At 37.6% G+C, this 14391-nt stretch carries 16 protein-coding genes and 1 tRNA gene; 11 read left to right on the top strand and 6 right to left on the bottom strand.

Annotated elements, in window-relative coordinates; all coding sequences use genetic code 11:
- Position 1 precedes the first annotated feature (1 nt).
- Positions 2–1087, top strand: coding sequence for a DUF1573 domain-containing protein (locus BUC21_RS09605; RefSeq protein WP_073401652.1), 1086 nt, complete (start codon positions 2–4; stop codon positions 1085–1087).
- Complete coding sequence (gene meaB, locus BUC21_RS09610; protein WP_073401654.1) at positions 1087–2187, top strand: methylmalonyl Co-A mutase-associated GTPase MeaB; 1101 nt, start codon at positions 1087–1089, stop codon at positions 2185–2187. The genes BUC21_RS09605 and meaB overlap by 1 nt, the downstream gene beginning before the upstream one ends.
- A gap of 93 nt (positions 2188–2280) precedes the next feature.
- Here the strand turns inward: meaB and pfkA are convergent, their stop codons facing one another.
- The 4 genes from pfkA to porQ all read right to left on the bottom strand — a co-directional run bounded on the left by pfkA (position 2281) and on the right by porQ (position 5924).
- On the bottom strand, positions 2281–3261 hold the full coding sequence (gene pfkA / locus BUC21_RS09615) for a 6-phosphofructokinase (protein WP_073401656.1): 981 nt from the start codon (positions 3259–3261) through the stop codon (positions 2281–2283).
- Positions 3262–3363: 102 nt separating this feature from the next.
- The gene (locus BUC21_RS09620; protein WP_073401658.1) at positions 3364–4233 is read right to left on the bottom strand and encodes a 4-hydroxy-3-methylbut-2-enyl diphosphate reductase; all 870 of its coding nucleotides are present in this window, start codon (positions 4231–4233) and stop codon (positions 3364–3366) included.
- 4 nt (positions 4234–4237) lie between these two features.
- Positions 4238–4930 (bottom strand): (d)CMP kinase, encoded by a 693-nt coding sequence (gene cmk, locus BUC21_RS09625; protein WP_073401660.1) that lies wholly within the window; start codon positions 4928–4930, stop codon positions 4238–4240.
- A 16-nt stretch (positions 4931–4946) separates the two neighbouring features.
- On the bottom strand, positions 4947–5924 hold the full coding sequence (porQ, locus tag BUC21_RS09630; RefSeq protein WP_073401662.1) for a type IX secretion system protein PorQ: 978 nt from the start codon (positions 5922–5924) through the stop codon (positions 4947–4949).
- Between the two features lie 206 nt (positions 5925–6130).
- On the opposite strand from porQ, the gene BUC21_RS09635 reads away from it, so the two are divergent.
- From BUC21_RS09635 to BUC21_RS09675, 9 genes are all read left to right on the top strand, one after another.
- Positions 6131–6868, top strand: a complete 738-nt coding sequence (locus BUC21_RS09635; protein ID WP_083547669.1) for an energy transducer TonB — start codon at positions 6131–6133, stop codon at positions 6866–6868.
- 34 nt (positions 6869–6902) lie between these two features.
- Entirely contained in the window at positions 6903–7877 is a 975-nt protein-coding gene (locus tag BUC21_RS09640) for a polyprenyl synthetase family protein (RefSeq protein ID WP_073401666.1), read from the top strand.
- 24 nt (positions 7878–7901) lie between these two features.
- Positions 7902–8603, top strand: a complete 702-nt coding sequence (locus tag BUC21_RS09645; protein ID WP_073401668.1) for a hypothetical protein — start codon at positions 7902–7904, stop codon at positions 8601–8603.
- An 8-nt stretch (positions 8604–8611) separates the two neighbouring features.
- On the top strand, positions 8612–9382 hold the full coding sequence (locus BUC21_RS09650; protein ID WP_073401670.1) for a TatD family hydrolase: 771 nt from the start codon (positions 8612–8614) through the stop codon (positions 9380–9382).
- Positions 9383–9450: 68 nt separating this feature from the next.
- Positions 9451–9538: transfer RNA gene (locus BUC21_RS09655), tRNA-Ser, on the top strand.
- A 717-nt stretch (positions 9539–10255) separates the two neighbouring features.
- Positions 10256–11056 (top strand): MotA/TolQ/ExbB proton channel family protein, encoded by an 801-nt coding sequence (locus BUC21_RS09660; RefSeq protein WP_073401800.1) that lies wholly within the window; start codon positions 10256–10258, stop codon positions 11054–11056.
- 15 nt (positions 11057–11071) lie between these two features.
- On the top strand, positions 11072–11530 hold the full coding sequence (locus BUC21_RS09665) for a hypothetical protein (protein ID WP_139261378.1): 459 nt from the start codon (positions 11072–11074) through the stop codon (positions 11528–11530).
- Between the two features lie 2 nt (positions 11531–11532).
- A complete protein-coding gene (locus tag BUC21_RS09670; protein ID WP_073401674.1) occupies positions 11533–12117 on the top strand; it encodes an ExbD/TolR family protein in 585 nt (194 codons plus the stop codon).
- Positions 12114–12569 carry a biopolymer transporter ExbD gene (locus tag BUC21_RS09675; RefSeq protein WP_073401676.1) on the top strand — a complete coding sequence of 152 codons (456 nt, stop codon included), beginning with the start codon at positions 12114–12116 and terminating at the stop codon, positions 12567–12569. Before BUC21_RS09670 ends, BUC21_RS09675 begins: the two co-directional genes overlap by 4 nt.
- Before the next feature lie 10 nt (positions 12570–12579).
- On the opposite strand, the gene BUC21_RS09680 is transcribed toward BUC21_RS09675, so the two are convergent.
- The gene (locus BUC21_RS09680; RefSeq protein ID WP_073401678.1) at positions 12580–13116 is read right to left on the bottom strand and encodes a GNAT family N-acetyltransferase; all 537 of its coding nucleotides are present in this window, start codon (positions 13114–13116) and stop codon (positions 12580–12582) included.
- A gap of 10 nt (positions 13117–13126) precedes the next feature.
- Positions 13127–14371 (bottom strand): M64 family metallopeptidase, encoded by a 1245-nt coding sequence (locus BUC21_RS09685; protein ID WP_073401680.1) that lies wholly within the window; start codon positions 14369–14371, stop codon positions 13127–13129.
- Positions 14372–14391: the final 20 nt, after the last annotated feature.

Below are 14391 nucleotides of genomic sequence, written 5' to 3' on the forward strand. Positions count from 1 at the left end.
CATGAAACGTTTCCTTTTGCTCACATATTCTCTGTTTTTTCTTTCACTTACAGTTTGGTCGCAGGCACGTATTTCTACTAATGTAGATGTTTACGACTTTGGAATAATACCCAGAAATAAACCGGTAACGAAAGACTTTACAGTTACCAATACAGGAAATAAGCCGTTGGTTATATCCGATGTTACTGCATCTTGTGCTTGTACGGCTACGGGCTGGACAAAGCACCCGATAGCTCCGGGTGATACCGGGACCGTTAGTGCTACATTTGACGCTAAAGCGATGGGACGTTTTTATAAAACAATCAATATCTATAGTAATGCTGCCAATAGTGTAAAGTATATCGCAATAAAGGGAGAAGTAGCTCTTGATGTTGTAAACTATAAAAAGGAACTGGCTTTCGAGATTGGACCAATGCGTCTGGATAAAAAGTATATTGAGTTTCCTCCTGCAAATAGTGGTGAAATGCCTACTGCAGAGATTCAGATAGCAAACACTTCTGATAAATCAATAGAAGTAACTCTTATGCATTTACCTCCATATCTGAAAGCTGAGGCTAAACCGAAAGTTCTCTATAGGGGAAGAAAAGGTAAAATTACTCTGACACTCGATACTAAATTACTGAAAGAATTGGGATTAACCCAAACTCCTATTTATTTGGCACGCTATGCCGGAGATAAGGTAAGTCCTGATAATGAAATCGATGTTTCGGCTATATTACTTCCTGGATTTTCGGGGATGACTGCTTTTCAGAGTGATAATGCTCCAAAGATTAAGTTGTCTTCTACTAATTTGAATATGGGTGAATTGCTTCCTAAAGGAAAAGCATCACAAACCATTCTTATTACGAATACCGGAAAATCTCGCCTTGAAATAAAGAAGCTTCAAGTCTTTAATTCTGCAGTGGGTGTTGGTTTGAGTAAAAAGTCTATTTTACCGGGACAATCAACCAAGCTGAAGGTGGACTTAAGTGCTAAATGGCTAAAGAAAACCAAAGGGGAAACTAAAGTACTTATGATTACTAACGATCCTGCTAATCCGATGGTAATGATTAACCTTAAAGTGAAAATAAAAGAGGAGGCTAAATAATGGAACATCCTGAGAATTGTGAAGATTACAAAGGACTAACTGTAAATAAGGGTATTGAACAACCTTCTTCTGTTAATCCTTACCTGAAGTTGCGTCGCATACCCAAAAAACGTAGATTGTCGGTGGCTGAATATGTTGAAGGCATTGTAAAAGGTGATGTGACAATTCTTAGTCAGGCAGTAACGCTGGTTGAAAGTGTCCGTCACGAACATCAGGCTATTGCGCAAGAGGTGATAGAAAAGTGCTTACCTTATTCCGGTAATTCCATTCGTATAGGAATCAGCGGTGTTCCTGGTGCAGGAAAAAGTACATCGATAGATGTGTTCGGTTTGCATGTTCTTGAAGAAGGTGGTAAACTGGCTGTCCTAGCTATTGACCCTAGCAGTGAACGCTCTAAAGGAAGTATTCTGGGAGATAAGACACGTATGGAACAGTTGTCGGTTCATCCTAAATCCTTTATTCGCCCTAGTCCGGCTGCAGGTTCTCTTGGTGGCGTGGCAAGAAAAACCAGAGAAACAATAATTCTTTGCGAAGCAGCAGGATTTGATAAGATATTCGTTGAAACAGTTGGAGTGGGACAGAGCGAAACGGCTGTTCACTCTATGGTCGATTTCTTTTTACTTATTCAACTAGCCGGTACCGGAGATGAACTTCAGGGTATTAAAAGAGGAATTATGGAAATGGCTGACGGTATAGTTATTAACAAAGCAGATGGTAATAATATCGAGAAAGCAAAATTAGCCCAGACACAATTTCGTAATGCTCTTCATCTTTTTCCTGCAGCAGATTCTGGCTGGACGCCTCAGGTGTTAACCTATTCCGGCTTTTACAATATTGGCGTGAAAGAGATCTGGGATATGATTTACGAATACATGGATTTCGTGAAAGCAAACGGATATTTTACTTATCGCCGTAACGAGCAATCAAAATATTGGATGTATGAATCAATTAATGAACAGTTGCGCGATAATTTCTATCATAATCCGATAATTAAAGAGATGCTTCGGGAGAAAGAACATCAAGTGTTGAATGCGGACTTGACCTCATTTGTGGCAGCAAAGAAATTGCTTGATGCTTATTTCAAGGAATTGAAAAAATAGAAACCCGAAGAAAAAAACATAAAAATGGGGTTGTTCCAGTTTTTTGGACAACCCCATTTCTTATTTAGTAGAAAATACTCTCTTAATTAAAAATTAGATAGACAATGTGCGGAGCACATTTACTAATTCCTTGTTGATTGGTTTATCGTTTTTAATTGCTTTAGTGAAAGGCACATAAACAATTTCATCGTTTTCAATACCAACCATCACATTGCGTTGTCCTTCCTGAATTGCATCTATACTTGCTGCACCCAGACGACTTGCTAAAATACGGTCGTTTGCTGTTGGGCTACCACCGCGTTGTAAGTGACCTAGAATTGTTACACGAACATCATATTGAGGATATTCGTTCTTTACACGTTCAGCATAGTGCATTGCTCCTCCGGTGATTTCACTTTCTGCAACAATAACAATACTACTGTTCTTAGATTTTCTATATCCACTCTTGATGAATTCTTCCAACTGGTCGACTTCAGTACTGAATTCAGGGATAATAGCAGCTTCAGCTCCAGATGCAATAGCACCATTCAAAGCAAGGAAACCGGCATCACGTCCCATAACCTCAACGAAGAAAAGTCTTTCGTGTGATGTTGCTGTATCTCTGATTTTATCAACAGCATCAAGGATAGTATTCAATGCAGTATCGTAACCAATAGTAGTATCAGTTCCGTATAAGTCGTTATCAATTGTTCCAGGAATTCCGATACAAGGAACATCATATTCCTGAGCGAAAATACGTGCTCCTGTTAATGAACCGTCGCCGCCGATAACAATTAAAGCATCTATGCCTTCTTTTACCATTGTTTCATGAGCGATTTGTCTTCCTTCAACAGTCATGAACTCTTTACAGCGAGCTGTTTTAAGAATAGTTCCTCCTAATTGAATGATATTACTGACATTCTGACTCTTGAATTCTTGAATCTCGCCTGTTACCAGACCTTTATATCCGCGATAAATACCTTTAACTTGTAGTCCATTGTATATTGCAGCGCGAGTTACTGCGCGAATTGCCGCGTTCATACCTGGAGCATCACCTCCGGAAGTTAGAATTCCAACACATTTTACCGTACTCATACCTTAATGTTTTAAATTGTCGTTGCAAAGTTAAAAAAAACCATGATTAATAAGCTTGTATTACCTTTAATTTATCTAAATATCACAATTTAGTGGATATTGCTATCTAATAATTATCTGGTTGATGTGTGCCTGCACTTCTTCCATTAACCATTTAGGGGTTGAAGTTGCTCCGCAAATACCAATAGAATGTACTCCGTTTAATAGCTGTGGATCTATTTCATCCGGACTATCAATAAGATGAGAATTTGGATTCACCTTATAGCACTCGTTAAAGAGCACTTTCCCATTAGAACTCTTTTTTCCGCAAACAAAGAATATAAGATCGTGTGATGCGGCAAATGTTCTGATGTGAGGCATACGGTTAGCCACTTGTCTGCAAATGGTATCATAGGACTCAAATGAGGCTTCAGGAGAAATATGTTCTTTTATGTATTCTACTATTTTTTCAAACTCATCCAGCGATTTTGTTGTTTGAGAATAAAGGCGAATGTTTTTGCTAAAATCCAGCTTTTTAACTTCTTCAAGCTTTTCAATAACAATGGCTTCTCCCGAAGTTTGTCCAACTAATCCCAAAACTTCTGCGTGGCCATTTTTGCCATAAATTACAATCTGATTGTTTGCGCTTTTCTGGGTTCCATATTGTTGCTTAATTCTCTGCTGTAGTTTCAGCACCACGGGACAAGTAGCATCAATAATTTCAATATTATTTTCTTTTGCTATGGCATAAGTTTCGGGCGGTTCGCCATGAGCTCTTAAAAGAACCTTTGCATTATGAAGCTCTTTAAATTCGTCATGGTTAATAGTGATCAGTCCCATTTCTTTAAGTCGCTCCACCTCTTTACTATTGTGGACAATATCTCCCAAACAGTAGAGCGTTTCTCCTTTAGTAAGTTCTTCCTCTGCTTTCTTTATTGCAGTAACTACTCCAAAGCAGAAGCCGGAACCTTTGTCTATTTCTACCCTGACCATATTATTAATTTTGTTGAGTTGCTTTCTCGAATTGTTTTAGTAACCATTCTTTCTGTTCTTCAATAGTCAGAAGACTATTATCTAGTAAGAGTGCATCTTTGGCTCTTTTCAGAGGACTAACTTTTCTGTTTTGATCAATATAATCTCTTTCCTTTACGTTTTGCAGAATCTCTTCGAATTTAACTTCTTGTCCTTTGGCCTGAAGTTCGTCATAACGGCGAAGTGCGCGTATATCTGGCGAAGCTGTAACATATATTTTTAATTCAGCTTCAGGAAATACAGTTGTACCTATATCACGTCCATCCATTACAATACCTTTTTCTTTGCCCATTTCCTGTTGCAATGATACCAATGCCGAACGTACAAAATCAATAGCACTTACCGGACTCACTTTTGAAGAAACTTCCATCGTGCGGATTGCATCTTCCACATCTTCCCCGTTCAGGTAAGTTCTGGGAAGCTGTGTTTTCTCATCAAGTTTAAATGTGATGTGAATATCTTTAATATGGCGTTCCAGCTCCGGTATATTTATTTCATCACCTGAAAATAATCCATTTTTAATGCAATAAAGAGTGACTGCACGATACATTGCACCGCTGTCTATATAGATATAACCAATTTCTTTGGCCAAGTCTTTTGCCATTGTGCTTTTTCCGCAAGAAGAGAAACCATCAATTGCTATTGTAATTTTTTTCATTTGTATTTCTATGTTTTTATAATGTCATTGCAAAATTAAATAAAAGTGAGGAACTTGATGTATGATATTTAGCATACGAAGCTCCTATTTTTAGTTTTTTAATTTGTATACCTGCTCCTAAAGCCATACCCGACCATCCGCTGGAACCATTAATTTTCATATCGCTAGCCCGCTTACAGTTATATCCCCAGGAAACATAGGTTGTTTGAGTGGGAAGAAAATCAAGTCCAAAGATAAAATGGTTTAGAAAGGTTTTGCTAAACTTGTCCTTCACCTCACTGCCCGAAGAATCAGAAGAAGAATCCCAGTCTGTAAGGTTATGCATTGTAATAGATAAACGAAAAGGAGCATGAGCAAGCTTTTTACTGATCCCTACCAACAGATCTACAGGTAAATTTTCGTGTACTTCATCAAAAGCTTTTATTTGTCCACCCAGATTCCTTGCAAGAATAGAGGCCGAGTAGCCAGAATACTCATTGTAATAGTTTAACCCTAAGTCTACACCTATAGCGAAAGATGAATATTTTTCATAAGTGGAATAAATCATTTTAGTAGAAACACCACCACTCCAATAGTCTGTCAGGTCATAAGAATATATTCCGGTAAAAGCCATATCTTTTGCCGAGAAGGTACCCAATTCTACATTCTCATCGGTTGTTTCTTTAAAGTTTCCGTAGTTTACATATTGAGCGGCAACTGCCCAGGTTGATCTTTCGCCTAATGTTCGTGAAAACGCAGCACTTCCAACTCCAACTCCATCAATGTAATTCATGTAGTTTAAATTAAAAGTTTTATCAGTGACACAAGATAATAACGCAGGGTTGTGAATTGCCATTGTAATATCATCTTCAATAATGGAAATATTGTCACCTCCCAATGCAGATGCATGCGAAGAAAAAGGCAATTCCAAAAATTTAAATACACTTCCTCCGCTTTGAGCCTTTACAGCTAAAGACGAAAAAATCAGCAGTATAATAAGAAGGCGATGTTTCATCAATTGTTATAAATTGCTGCCAAATATACATCATTTTTAAGAACCGCTAAGTTAAATTCTCGTGAATATTCGGACAGTCTGTTTTGTTTTATTTTTTAATAACGTGAAAACAAATGTTTTAGGGTGCTATAAGGATTAAAAAAAACAAAAAAGGAATATAGCTTCAGGAAAAAGTATATATAGAGGAAGATGAATCTTAAAAAATAATGCTATTTTTGCCAAACTGGGAGTATTTAAAAACAGGAGATATTTGTATGGAAGTGAAGAAAATGCCTAAATTAGATTTAGAAAGGAAGAAGCCTATTGGTTTCCTTATAGGTCTTGCTATTGCATTAATTCTTCTTTTGGGAGCTTTTCAGATGAGAATTCCCAAGATTATAACTGATGATAAAATTGCGGCGGTAGCTGTAGAAGAAGATATTGTTCCTATAACAGTGCAGGAAGAAAAGCACGTGCCTTTACAATCTAAAATAGAAAAAGAGGATTTACCTTTGCCTTCAACGGATAATTATGCTCAGCAAGTTGAAGAGATGGATAATTCATATACCGAAGAACCACGTACGGTTATTATAACAAGTCACTACTCTGTTCAGCTTACACAACAACAGTCAGATGAACTTGAAAGTGAAGAATCTATTCAATTTACAGAATATCAGCCGGAGTTTCCAGGTGGGCAAGCTGCATTGCTCGATTTCTTAAGACGAAATGTTCATTATCCGGCTGCTGCCCAGGAGAGTGGTATTCAGGGACGGGTAATTGTTCAGTTTGTTGTTAATAGAGACGGACTGGTTACAAATCCGGTTGTTTTGCGTAGCGTAAATTCTCTGTTGGACAGAGAAGCTATCCGTGTTGTATCATCTATGCCACGATGGCGGCCCGGCATGCAGGGAGGAAGAACTGTACGAGCAACCTATGCTGTTCCCGTCACCTTTAAACTGAAATAATAATAGGATATTACATCCTTAATCTGAAAAAATAATGTATACACAAACAACAGCACTTAGTTTAGTCAATCAATATATTTCAGAATTATCATATACACATGCTCCTAAAAGCCTTTATGATCCGGTGGAATATGTCCTCTCTTTAGGAGGTAAACGTATCCGTCCGGTTTTAATGTTGATGGCATATAACATGTACAAGGACAACGTTGCCGAAATATTATCGCCGGCCGTAGGTCTGGAAATCTATCACAATTTCACTTTGCTTCACGATGATTTGATGGACAAAGCAGTTATGCGAAGAAATAAGCCAACTGTGCATAAGGTGTGGGATGATAATACAGCAATCCTTTCGGGTGATGCAATGTTGGTATTGGCATACCGCTATGTTTCTGATTGCTCATCTTGCAATCTGAAGAATGTATTAGATACTTTTACACAAGCCGCACTTGAAGTATGTGAAGGTCAGCAATATGATATGGACTTCGAGCACAGAAATGATGTGAGAGAAGAAGAATATATTGAAATGATTCGCTTAAAAACTTCTGTATTGCTTGCTGCTGCTCTAAAAATGGGAGCGCAACTTGCCGGAGCATCGGCAGAAGATGCGCAGAATCTTTATGATTTTGGTGTAAATATAGGAATTGCATTCCAGCTCAAGGATGATTTGCTGGATGTTTATGGCGATCCGAAAGTTTTCGGAAAGAATATAGGTGGAGATATTCTTTGTAACAAAAAGACATATATGCTGATAAAAGCATTAGAAGGAGCTGATGAACAACAGGCTGTTGCCCTGCAAAGCTGGTTGGATAAAGATAGTTATGAGCCGAAAGAGAAAATAGAAGCCGTAACTGCTTTATATAACCAAATAGGGGTAAAGCTTTTGTGTGAGAATAAAATGAAAGAATATTATGCCAAAGGAATAGAGAGCCTTGCTCGTGTTATTGTATCAGACGAGAAAAAGAAGGAACTAAAAACTGTGGCCGAACATTTAATGTACAGAGAAATGTAAACACGACCTATTTATTCTCATACTATGCCTTACAGAAGATTACCAAACACAGATCAAGCACGAATTAATGCATTAAAGAACGCTGTTGAAAACGGACACTCTTTTAGTTCTTATAGTGATCAGATTATTTCTACCAAAACACTGATTGAGGCAGAAAATTTCCTGATTCGTTTTGAACAGGCTCATGATTATTATAAACAGTGTTATAATAATCAGGTTACTTCCAGTAGGAAGTTTCAGTCGAGTACTAAAATAGCCCGACTTTATATTTCTCACTTTATACAAGTGTTGAATCTTGCTGTAATTCGTTCTGAGATAAAATCGGAGCTTAAAAATCTTTATGGATTGGAGCCAGGTAATTTTTCTGTTCCCGATTTGACTAACGACTCTTCCGTAATAGAATGGGGAGATAAGATTATTAAAGGAGAAAAAGAAAGAACCCGTCGTGGAGGTTCTCCAATTTATAATCCTACTATTGCCAAGGTCTGTGTGCATTATGAAATCTTCAAAGACGGTTATGAACAGCAGAAGAATCTGCAGTGGCAGACTTCCAGAAGCCTTGAGCTGTTGTCCTCTCTTCGTGGTAAGGCAGATGAGATTATATTGGATATCTGGAATCAGGTTGAAAAATATTTTGAGAACTTATCTGGAACAGAACGTTTAGATACATGCCGTAAATACGGCGTGATTTATTATTATCGAACAGGCGAAAAAAAGCCTCAATAAAAGTTTAAATGAATTTTATAGATACACATTCGCATCTTTTTTTAGAAGAATTTGCCGAAGATCTCCCGCTTGTTATGCAACGAGCCAAAGCAGCCGGCGTAAGCCGCATTTATATGCCCAATATAGATTGTTCAACTATTAAACCCTTATTGGATACGGTTGCACAATATCCCGATTATTGTTTTCCTATGATCGGTCTTCATCCAACGTCTGTTAATAGCGATTTCAGAGAGGAACTGAAGGTGATGAAAGAATTGCTTGACCAATCTCATCCTTTTGTTGCAATAGGAGAGGTGGGCATGGATTTGTATTGGGACAGAACCTTTATTAACGAACAGTTCGAAGCATTCGAAACACAGATTCAATGGTCGGCCCAATACCGGTTACCCTTAGTTATTCACAGTCGCGACTCTTTCGAAGAGGTTTATCAGGTAATTAAGCGTAACGAGCATAAAAATCTGAAAGGAATATTTCATAGCTTTACGGGAACAGTGGAAGAAGCCGAACGACTTTTGCAGTTCGATGGTTTTTATCTGGGCATTAACGGAGTGGTGACGTTTAAGAAATCAACACTTCCCGAAGTATTGAAAAATGTTCCTTTAGAGAGAATCGTTTTGGAAACAGATTCACCCTATCTCACTCCGGCTCCTAATCGTGGAAAAAGAAATGAAAGTGCCAATGTGAAAGATACTCTCATGAAATTGGCCGCAATTTACCAATGCTCTCCAGAAAATGTGGCCGATGTAACAACAATGAATGCTTTAAAGATATTTAGTTAGAAACTTTTCCGGCCGAATTAGGTAGAAAAACAAAAAATAACTTATCTTTGCATCGCAATCACACAAAAGGAGAGATGCTCGAGTGGTTGAAGAGGCACGCCTGGAAAGCGTGTAAACCTCTAAAGGGTTTCGCGAGTTCGAATCTCGCTCTCTCCGCACAGAAAGACAGTTTCAGAATAAAGAGGCTGTCTTTTTTATGCATTTTCTTAAAAAGATCTGCCACCTGCCACTAAATTGGATTTAATCCTTTGGAAACTAAATGATTAACTTGGTGGTAGATAATCTTTTTAAACAATTCATCTGCCACTGTTTTCATCCATCTGCCACTAATATTTTGCTGTGAACAGCAATTATAAATGCTGATTTGCTCTTTATTCACAGATTAAAAATAGCTTTATTAACAGACTATTCACCGGTTATCCACAATCTTTCAACAGGTAATTCACAAGTTATTCACATAAGAATTGCAAATTATTCACCTCCTATTAACAGGTTATCCACATCTTATTAATAGTTTATCAACGGTGTTTTAACAGGTTGTTCACCTGCTATTAACAAGTTATTCACCGGTTATTAACAAAGTATTCCTGAATTATTAATATTAGGGTCCCGAGGCTAATATTTTATCCTCCAGACCCTAATATTCTGGACTCCCGACCTTATTGAATTAGCCTCCCGACCCTAATTTTAGTTACTCTAGTTAGATTTTTAGTTTTCCTAATAGAATATGTTAGTGATACCCTGCTTTTAGACTAGATAATCTATATTTCCCTATTAAATCTGCTTAATAAATTAGCGTCATCTTTGTATAATCCAAAAAGATAATGTATTTTTGAAAGTTAAGATATGATATAAAACTAATTGAACAATATTATGAAAAGAATATTGATGGCGCTTGCTTTATCAGGAATCTTTTTCTTTTGCGGAACACAAACCATTTATGCGCAAGACGGAGTGTCTGCCAATCAAGGGGAAACTGCTGTAACTGATGGCAATGCTGTTGCCGAAGATGGCTCATCTGCTGTACCTAAAGAAAGTGTGGGCGTAAAGCTGAAAGAAAAATTCGTGGAAGGTAATCCTTTCTATATGGGGTTAGTTGCTTTCTCTTTGGTAGTTGGACTTTCTATTTGCATTGAACGAATTATCTATTTGAATCTTTCTGAGGTAAACACCGAAAGACTTCTCGAGGATGTAGAACTTGCATTGGAGAAAGGAAATGTAGATGCAGCGAAAGAGATTTGCAGAAATACGCGTGGCCCAGTTGCTTCAATTTGTTATGATGGATTAATGCGTATAGAGCAAGGGGCAAAATCTGTAGAAAAAGCTGTTACCACAAGTGGTGGTGTACAATTGGGATTGTTGGAGAAAGGATGTTCATGGATTTCTTTGTTCGTTAAGATTGCACCGGCTTTAGGTTTTTTGGGAACAGTGGTTGGTATGGTTCAGGCTTTCGATAGTGTTCAGCTGGAAGGCAATATTTCTCCAGCGGTAATAGCCGGTGGTATGAAAGTGGCGCTGTTGACTACCATTTTTGGTCTTATTGCAGCTGTAATTCTGCAGATATTCTACAACTATATTCTTGCCAAGATAGAATCTTTGACTCACGAAATGGAAGAGTCAACTAATACTTTAATTGATTTTGTTATTAAGTACAACATGAAGTATAGACAATAAAATGAGGAGTGTAAAATGATACCGACTAAGTTTTCTAAATACTTTTTCTATCTACTCTTAATCATTTGTGTGATTACCGGTGGACTTTACTTCTTTGGAGGCAAGGTTACTACTGTAACAGGAACAGAAGTTCCGGTTTATACTAACTTGCTGCTTATTGTGCTTTGTGGAATGGTTGGCGCAGCGGTTACTTTAACCGTACTTGCTGTAATAGTTAAACTGATAGAACGGTTCCGTCGGTCGCCTAAATATGCTATACGCTCTGTTCTTGGCTTTTTTTCTTTAGCATTTCTTATGTTCTTTTGCTGGCTTTGTGGTAGTGTAAATGCTCTTCCATTGCAAGAATATAATGGTACTTACAATACTCCCTGCTGGCTTAGACTGACAGATATGTTTATTTATACCACATTTGCACTTATCGGTGCAGCTGTTTTGTTGATAATAGGTTTTTATATCGGTCGGAAAGTAAGATAATAATGAGAAGATTTAAGAGGACAATACCCGATGTGGACGCTGACTGGACAGGATACATTGTTGTTCTGCTGCTTATTTTCTTTATTGTAATCACATCTATGGATGTTGATCAGGGGTTGGCCAGGCGTCTTCCACCGCCGATAGGAAAATATCAACCGGCTAAAGTTGAACCTCGCAATATCTTAAATGTTTTTTTGACAGATACAGATGAGCTAATCTGTGGAAATCAGGTAATAGGTATTGGCGAATTGAGGGAAGTGGCCAAAGCGTTTATTGCAAATCCTAAAGATGATAATAGACTTCCCGAGAAGGTAACGAAAAAAATCCCCTTATTAGGTAATATGCAAGTAACTGCAAACCATATTATTTCTGTGAAATGTGGAAGGAATACTACTTATCAGGCATATATTGATGTGCAAAATGAATTAATAGGTGCATATAACGAACTTCGTAATGAATTAGCAGGAAAAAAATGGGGAAAGAAATTTATTGAACTATCTCCTGATAAACAACAGGCTGTAAGCGCTTGCTATCCGGTACGTATTTCAGAAGCTGAGCCCCAATCAAGTATAGGAGGAGTAAAATGAAAAGAAGATTCGTAAGTCGTGAAAAGCTGGAAATTCCAAGAATAAATGCAATAGCTTTACCTACAATTTTCCTTATTCTGCTTTTCTTTTTTATAATGCTGACCAGTATTAGAAAAGATAAAATAGTGGTTGGTGAGGTTGATGCTCCACAGGCAACCGAATTATCAGCATTGGGAAAGAAGGCTATCATTACTACTATATATATAGGTAAGCCAAATGAAAAAGCAAAATCACTCAATTGTATTCAATTAAATGATCAGGTTATGACGGTGGCTCAGGTGGAATATTATATGAAAAAGAAGCGGGCATCACTAAATCCTAATGAGTATTCATTATTAATGGTGAAACTGAAGATTGATAAAGATACTCCAATGGGAATTGTTTCGGATGTAAAGCAGGCTTTGCGTAGAGCAAATGTGCTGAATATTTTTTATTCAGCTCGTCCGGAGTAACTTCTTGTTTTTATAATTCTATCTGATAAACTTCTCTATATAAAGTCTTTTTAATAAGCTCGAAATCTGTCCGGCTATTCAGTTCTCCTTTTGCCATAAGTTTCATTGGAAGATAATTGTCTCCTTCCCGGTAAGGAGGTTGCATATATTCATTCTCCCATAACAGGAATCCCAGACGTTGGTAGAAGTTTATACGGCGTTTGCTTATTTCATCCTCAGGAAGCTCAACTTCCAGAATGATAGCCCCCTTTAGCATCTCCTCCAGTTCGCAAAGCGCTTTCTGGCCATACTTATGGTTTCTTATGGTTTCATGAATGGCAAAGTGCTCCACATAAAAGAACTTGCCAAAGTTCCAGTAAGAAATAAATCCTACCGGCTCATTCTCAGCCAGTAGGATATTATTATAAAATAGCTTATTACCGTCAGTATACTCCCGTTGCAAAGTAATATCTCTCCGCTCATTTTTTGGAAAAGCTTTCGTAAAGAGATTCTCTACAAAACAATAATATTCCTTGTCGGTTGTATGAATACGCTGTATTGAAATCATAAACAAAGATCTATGGCAGCGTATAGAAATCAATCAGTCTTTTTATCGCTCTCTGGCAAACAGGGCAGAAAGCTTGGCATGTATTTGTTTTCATTCTGCAATCTTCTGCACCGCGATAAATTCCTTTAGATGAATAACCTCCTCCTTCTATCAGTTTGGCTGTTCCGTTATCAACCATATCCTTCCATTTGGCAGGGAAGTTAACTTTTGTGGTAATGTTTTGTTCCCAGGGCTCAACATCAAATGGATATACACCATTAAATAAATCTTCGTCATAGTAATATTCATCTCCAAGACCTGCAAAGCTATGTCCGAACTCGTGTACCACTACCGGGCGGAAATGTTTGTGGTGGGCAGTAGTTAAAGTAAAGGAGTTGTAGATACCTCCACCACCATATTGCTCTGTATTTGCTAAGATAATAATATGTTCATAAGGAATTCCTGCCAGAGAATTATGAATGTCTGTAATGTTGCTGCTGGTTAAATATCTGTCAGAATAAAAACTATCGAAGTGAGAACTGAAAGCCGTATTCTTCCAGATACCATTTTTTGGTGCACTTACGCCACTGTCTTTCGAAGGACTTTCCACTGCTACGATATTAAATCGACTTTTCATGGAGCGGAAAGGTTCGTGGCTGAACAGTGCTTCGCAAGCTATTTTTGCATCTTTAATAAATAACGCCATTTCCTGTTTTGTATAGCCTTCTGCCATAATAGCTACATCAATACAATTTTCCGGCGTTCCACTTTTCTGCAGATATACATAAGGAGTAACATGAGTATTTCCTTGTTTTCTAATCAGAATATCATCTGGTTTTACAATATGCTTAAGCAATGTATTGTAATTGCCTTTTTTATCTCTGAAAGAGACACTTATTTCTACCGGCTGTTTTGGGTAAGGAACAAGATAAGTGTTTTCGAATCCGCGAGAAACACTTTTGGCTTCATCCGTGTCTAACCATTCCTGAAAGAGTGTGCTGAATGATGTTTTATAGATGCAATTACCAGATTTTAAATCTTTTACAGTTATTTGCCCGTTACCATCTAATGGAATTTCCGACAAATGATGGCGTCTTCCAGCCCAGGTAGGTAACTGTGATAAATTCTCTACAGATATTTCCTGCTGATTAGCAGTACCTGAAAATATATAATCAATACGTAGGGTGTTATCTGTAAAATAGTCGCTAAATGATTGAGCATATGAAGATATGCACAAGAAACAACAAAGTGTTAATAGAAGAATGTTTTTTTTCATATAAATATGTATTTGACACA

Source organism: Bacteroides luti (assembly GCF_900128905.1).
In the GTDB taxonomy this organism is placed as follows: Bacteria; Bacteroidota; Bacteroidia; order Bacteroidales; family Bacteroidaceae; genus Bacteroides; species Bacteroides luti.

Excerpts from the sequence above, each read along its gene's own strand:
- porQ (WP_073401662.1), bottom strand. The coding sequence starts at position 5,924 with ATGAAACATCGCCTTCTTATTATACTGCTGATTTTTTCGTCTTTAGCT.
- BUC21_RS09665 (WP_139261378.1), top strand. The coding sequence starts at position 11,072 with ATGATACCGACTAAGTTTTCTAAATACTTTTTCTATCTACTCTTAATC.
- BUC21_RS09640 (WP_073401666.1), top strand. The coding sequence starts at position 6,903 with ATGTATACACAAACAACAGCACTTAGTTTAGTCAATCAATATATTTCA.
- BUC21_RS09635 (WP_083547669.1), top strand. The coding sequence starts at position 6,131 with ATGCTATTTTTGCCAAACTGGGAGTATTTAAAAACAGGAGATATTTGT.
- BUC21_RS09680 (WP_073401678.1), bottom strand. The coding sequence starts at position 13,116 with ATGATTTCAATACAGCGTATTCATACAACCGACAAGGAATATTATTGT.
- BUC21_RS09685 (WP_073401680.1), bottom strand. The coding sequence starts at position 14,371 with ATGAAAAAAAACATTCTTCTATTAACACTTTGTTGTTTCTTGTGCATA.
- BUC21_RS09605 (WP_073401652.1), top strand. The coding sequence starts at position 2 with ATGAAACGTTTCCTTTTGCTCACATATTCTCTGTTTTTTCTTTCACTT.
- BUC21_RS09650 (WP_073401670.1), top strand. The coding sequence starts at position 8,612 with ATGAATTTTATAGATACACATTCGCATCTTTTTTTAGAAGAATTTGCC.
- meaB (WP_073401654.1), top strand. The coding sequence starts at position 1,087 with ATGGAACATCCTGAGAATTGTGAAGATTACAAAGGACTAACTGTAAAT.
- BUC21_RS09670 (WP_073401674.1), top strand. The coding sequence starts at position 11,533 with ATGAGAAGATTTAAGAGGACAATACCCGATGTGGACGCTGACTGGACA.
- BUC21_RS09660 (WP_073401800.1), top strand. The coding sequence starts at position 10,256 with ATGAAAAGAATATTGATGGCGCTTGCTTTATCAGGAATCTTTTTCTTT.
- cmk (WP_073401660.1), bottom strand. The coding sequence starts at position 4,930 with ATGAAAAAAATTACAATAGCAATTGATGGTTTCTCTTCTTGCGGAAAA.
- BUC21_RS09620 (WP_073401658.1), bottom strand. The coding sequence starts at position 4,233 with ATGGTCAGGGTAGAAATAGACAAAGGTTCCGGCTTCTGCTTTGGAGTA.
- BUC21_RS09645 (WP_073401668.1), top strand. The coding sequence starts at position 7,902 with ATGCCTTACAGAAGATTACCAAACACAGATCAAGCACGAATTAATGCA.
- pfkA (WP_073401656.1), bottom strand. The coding sequence starts at position 3,261 with ATGAGTACGGTAAAATGTGTTGGAATTCTAACTTCCGGAGGTGATGCT.
- BUC21_RS09675 (WP_073401676.1), top strand. The coding sequence starts at position 12,114 with ATGAAAAGAAGATTCGTAAGTCGTGAAAAGCTGGAAATTCCAAGAATA.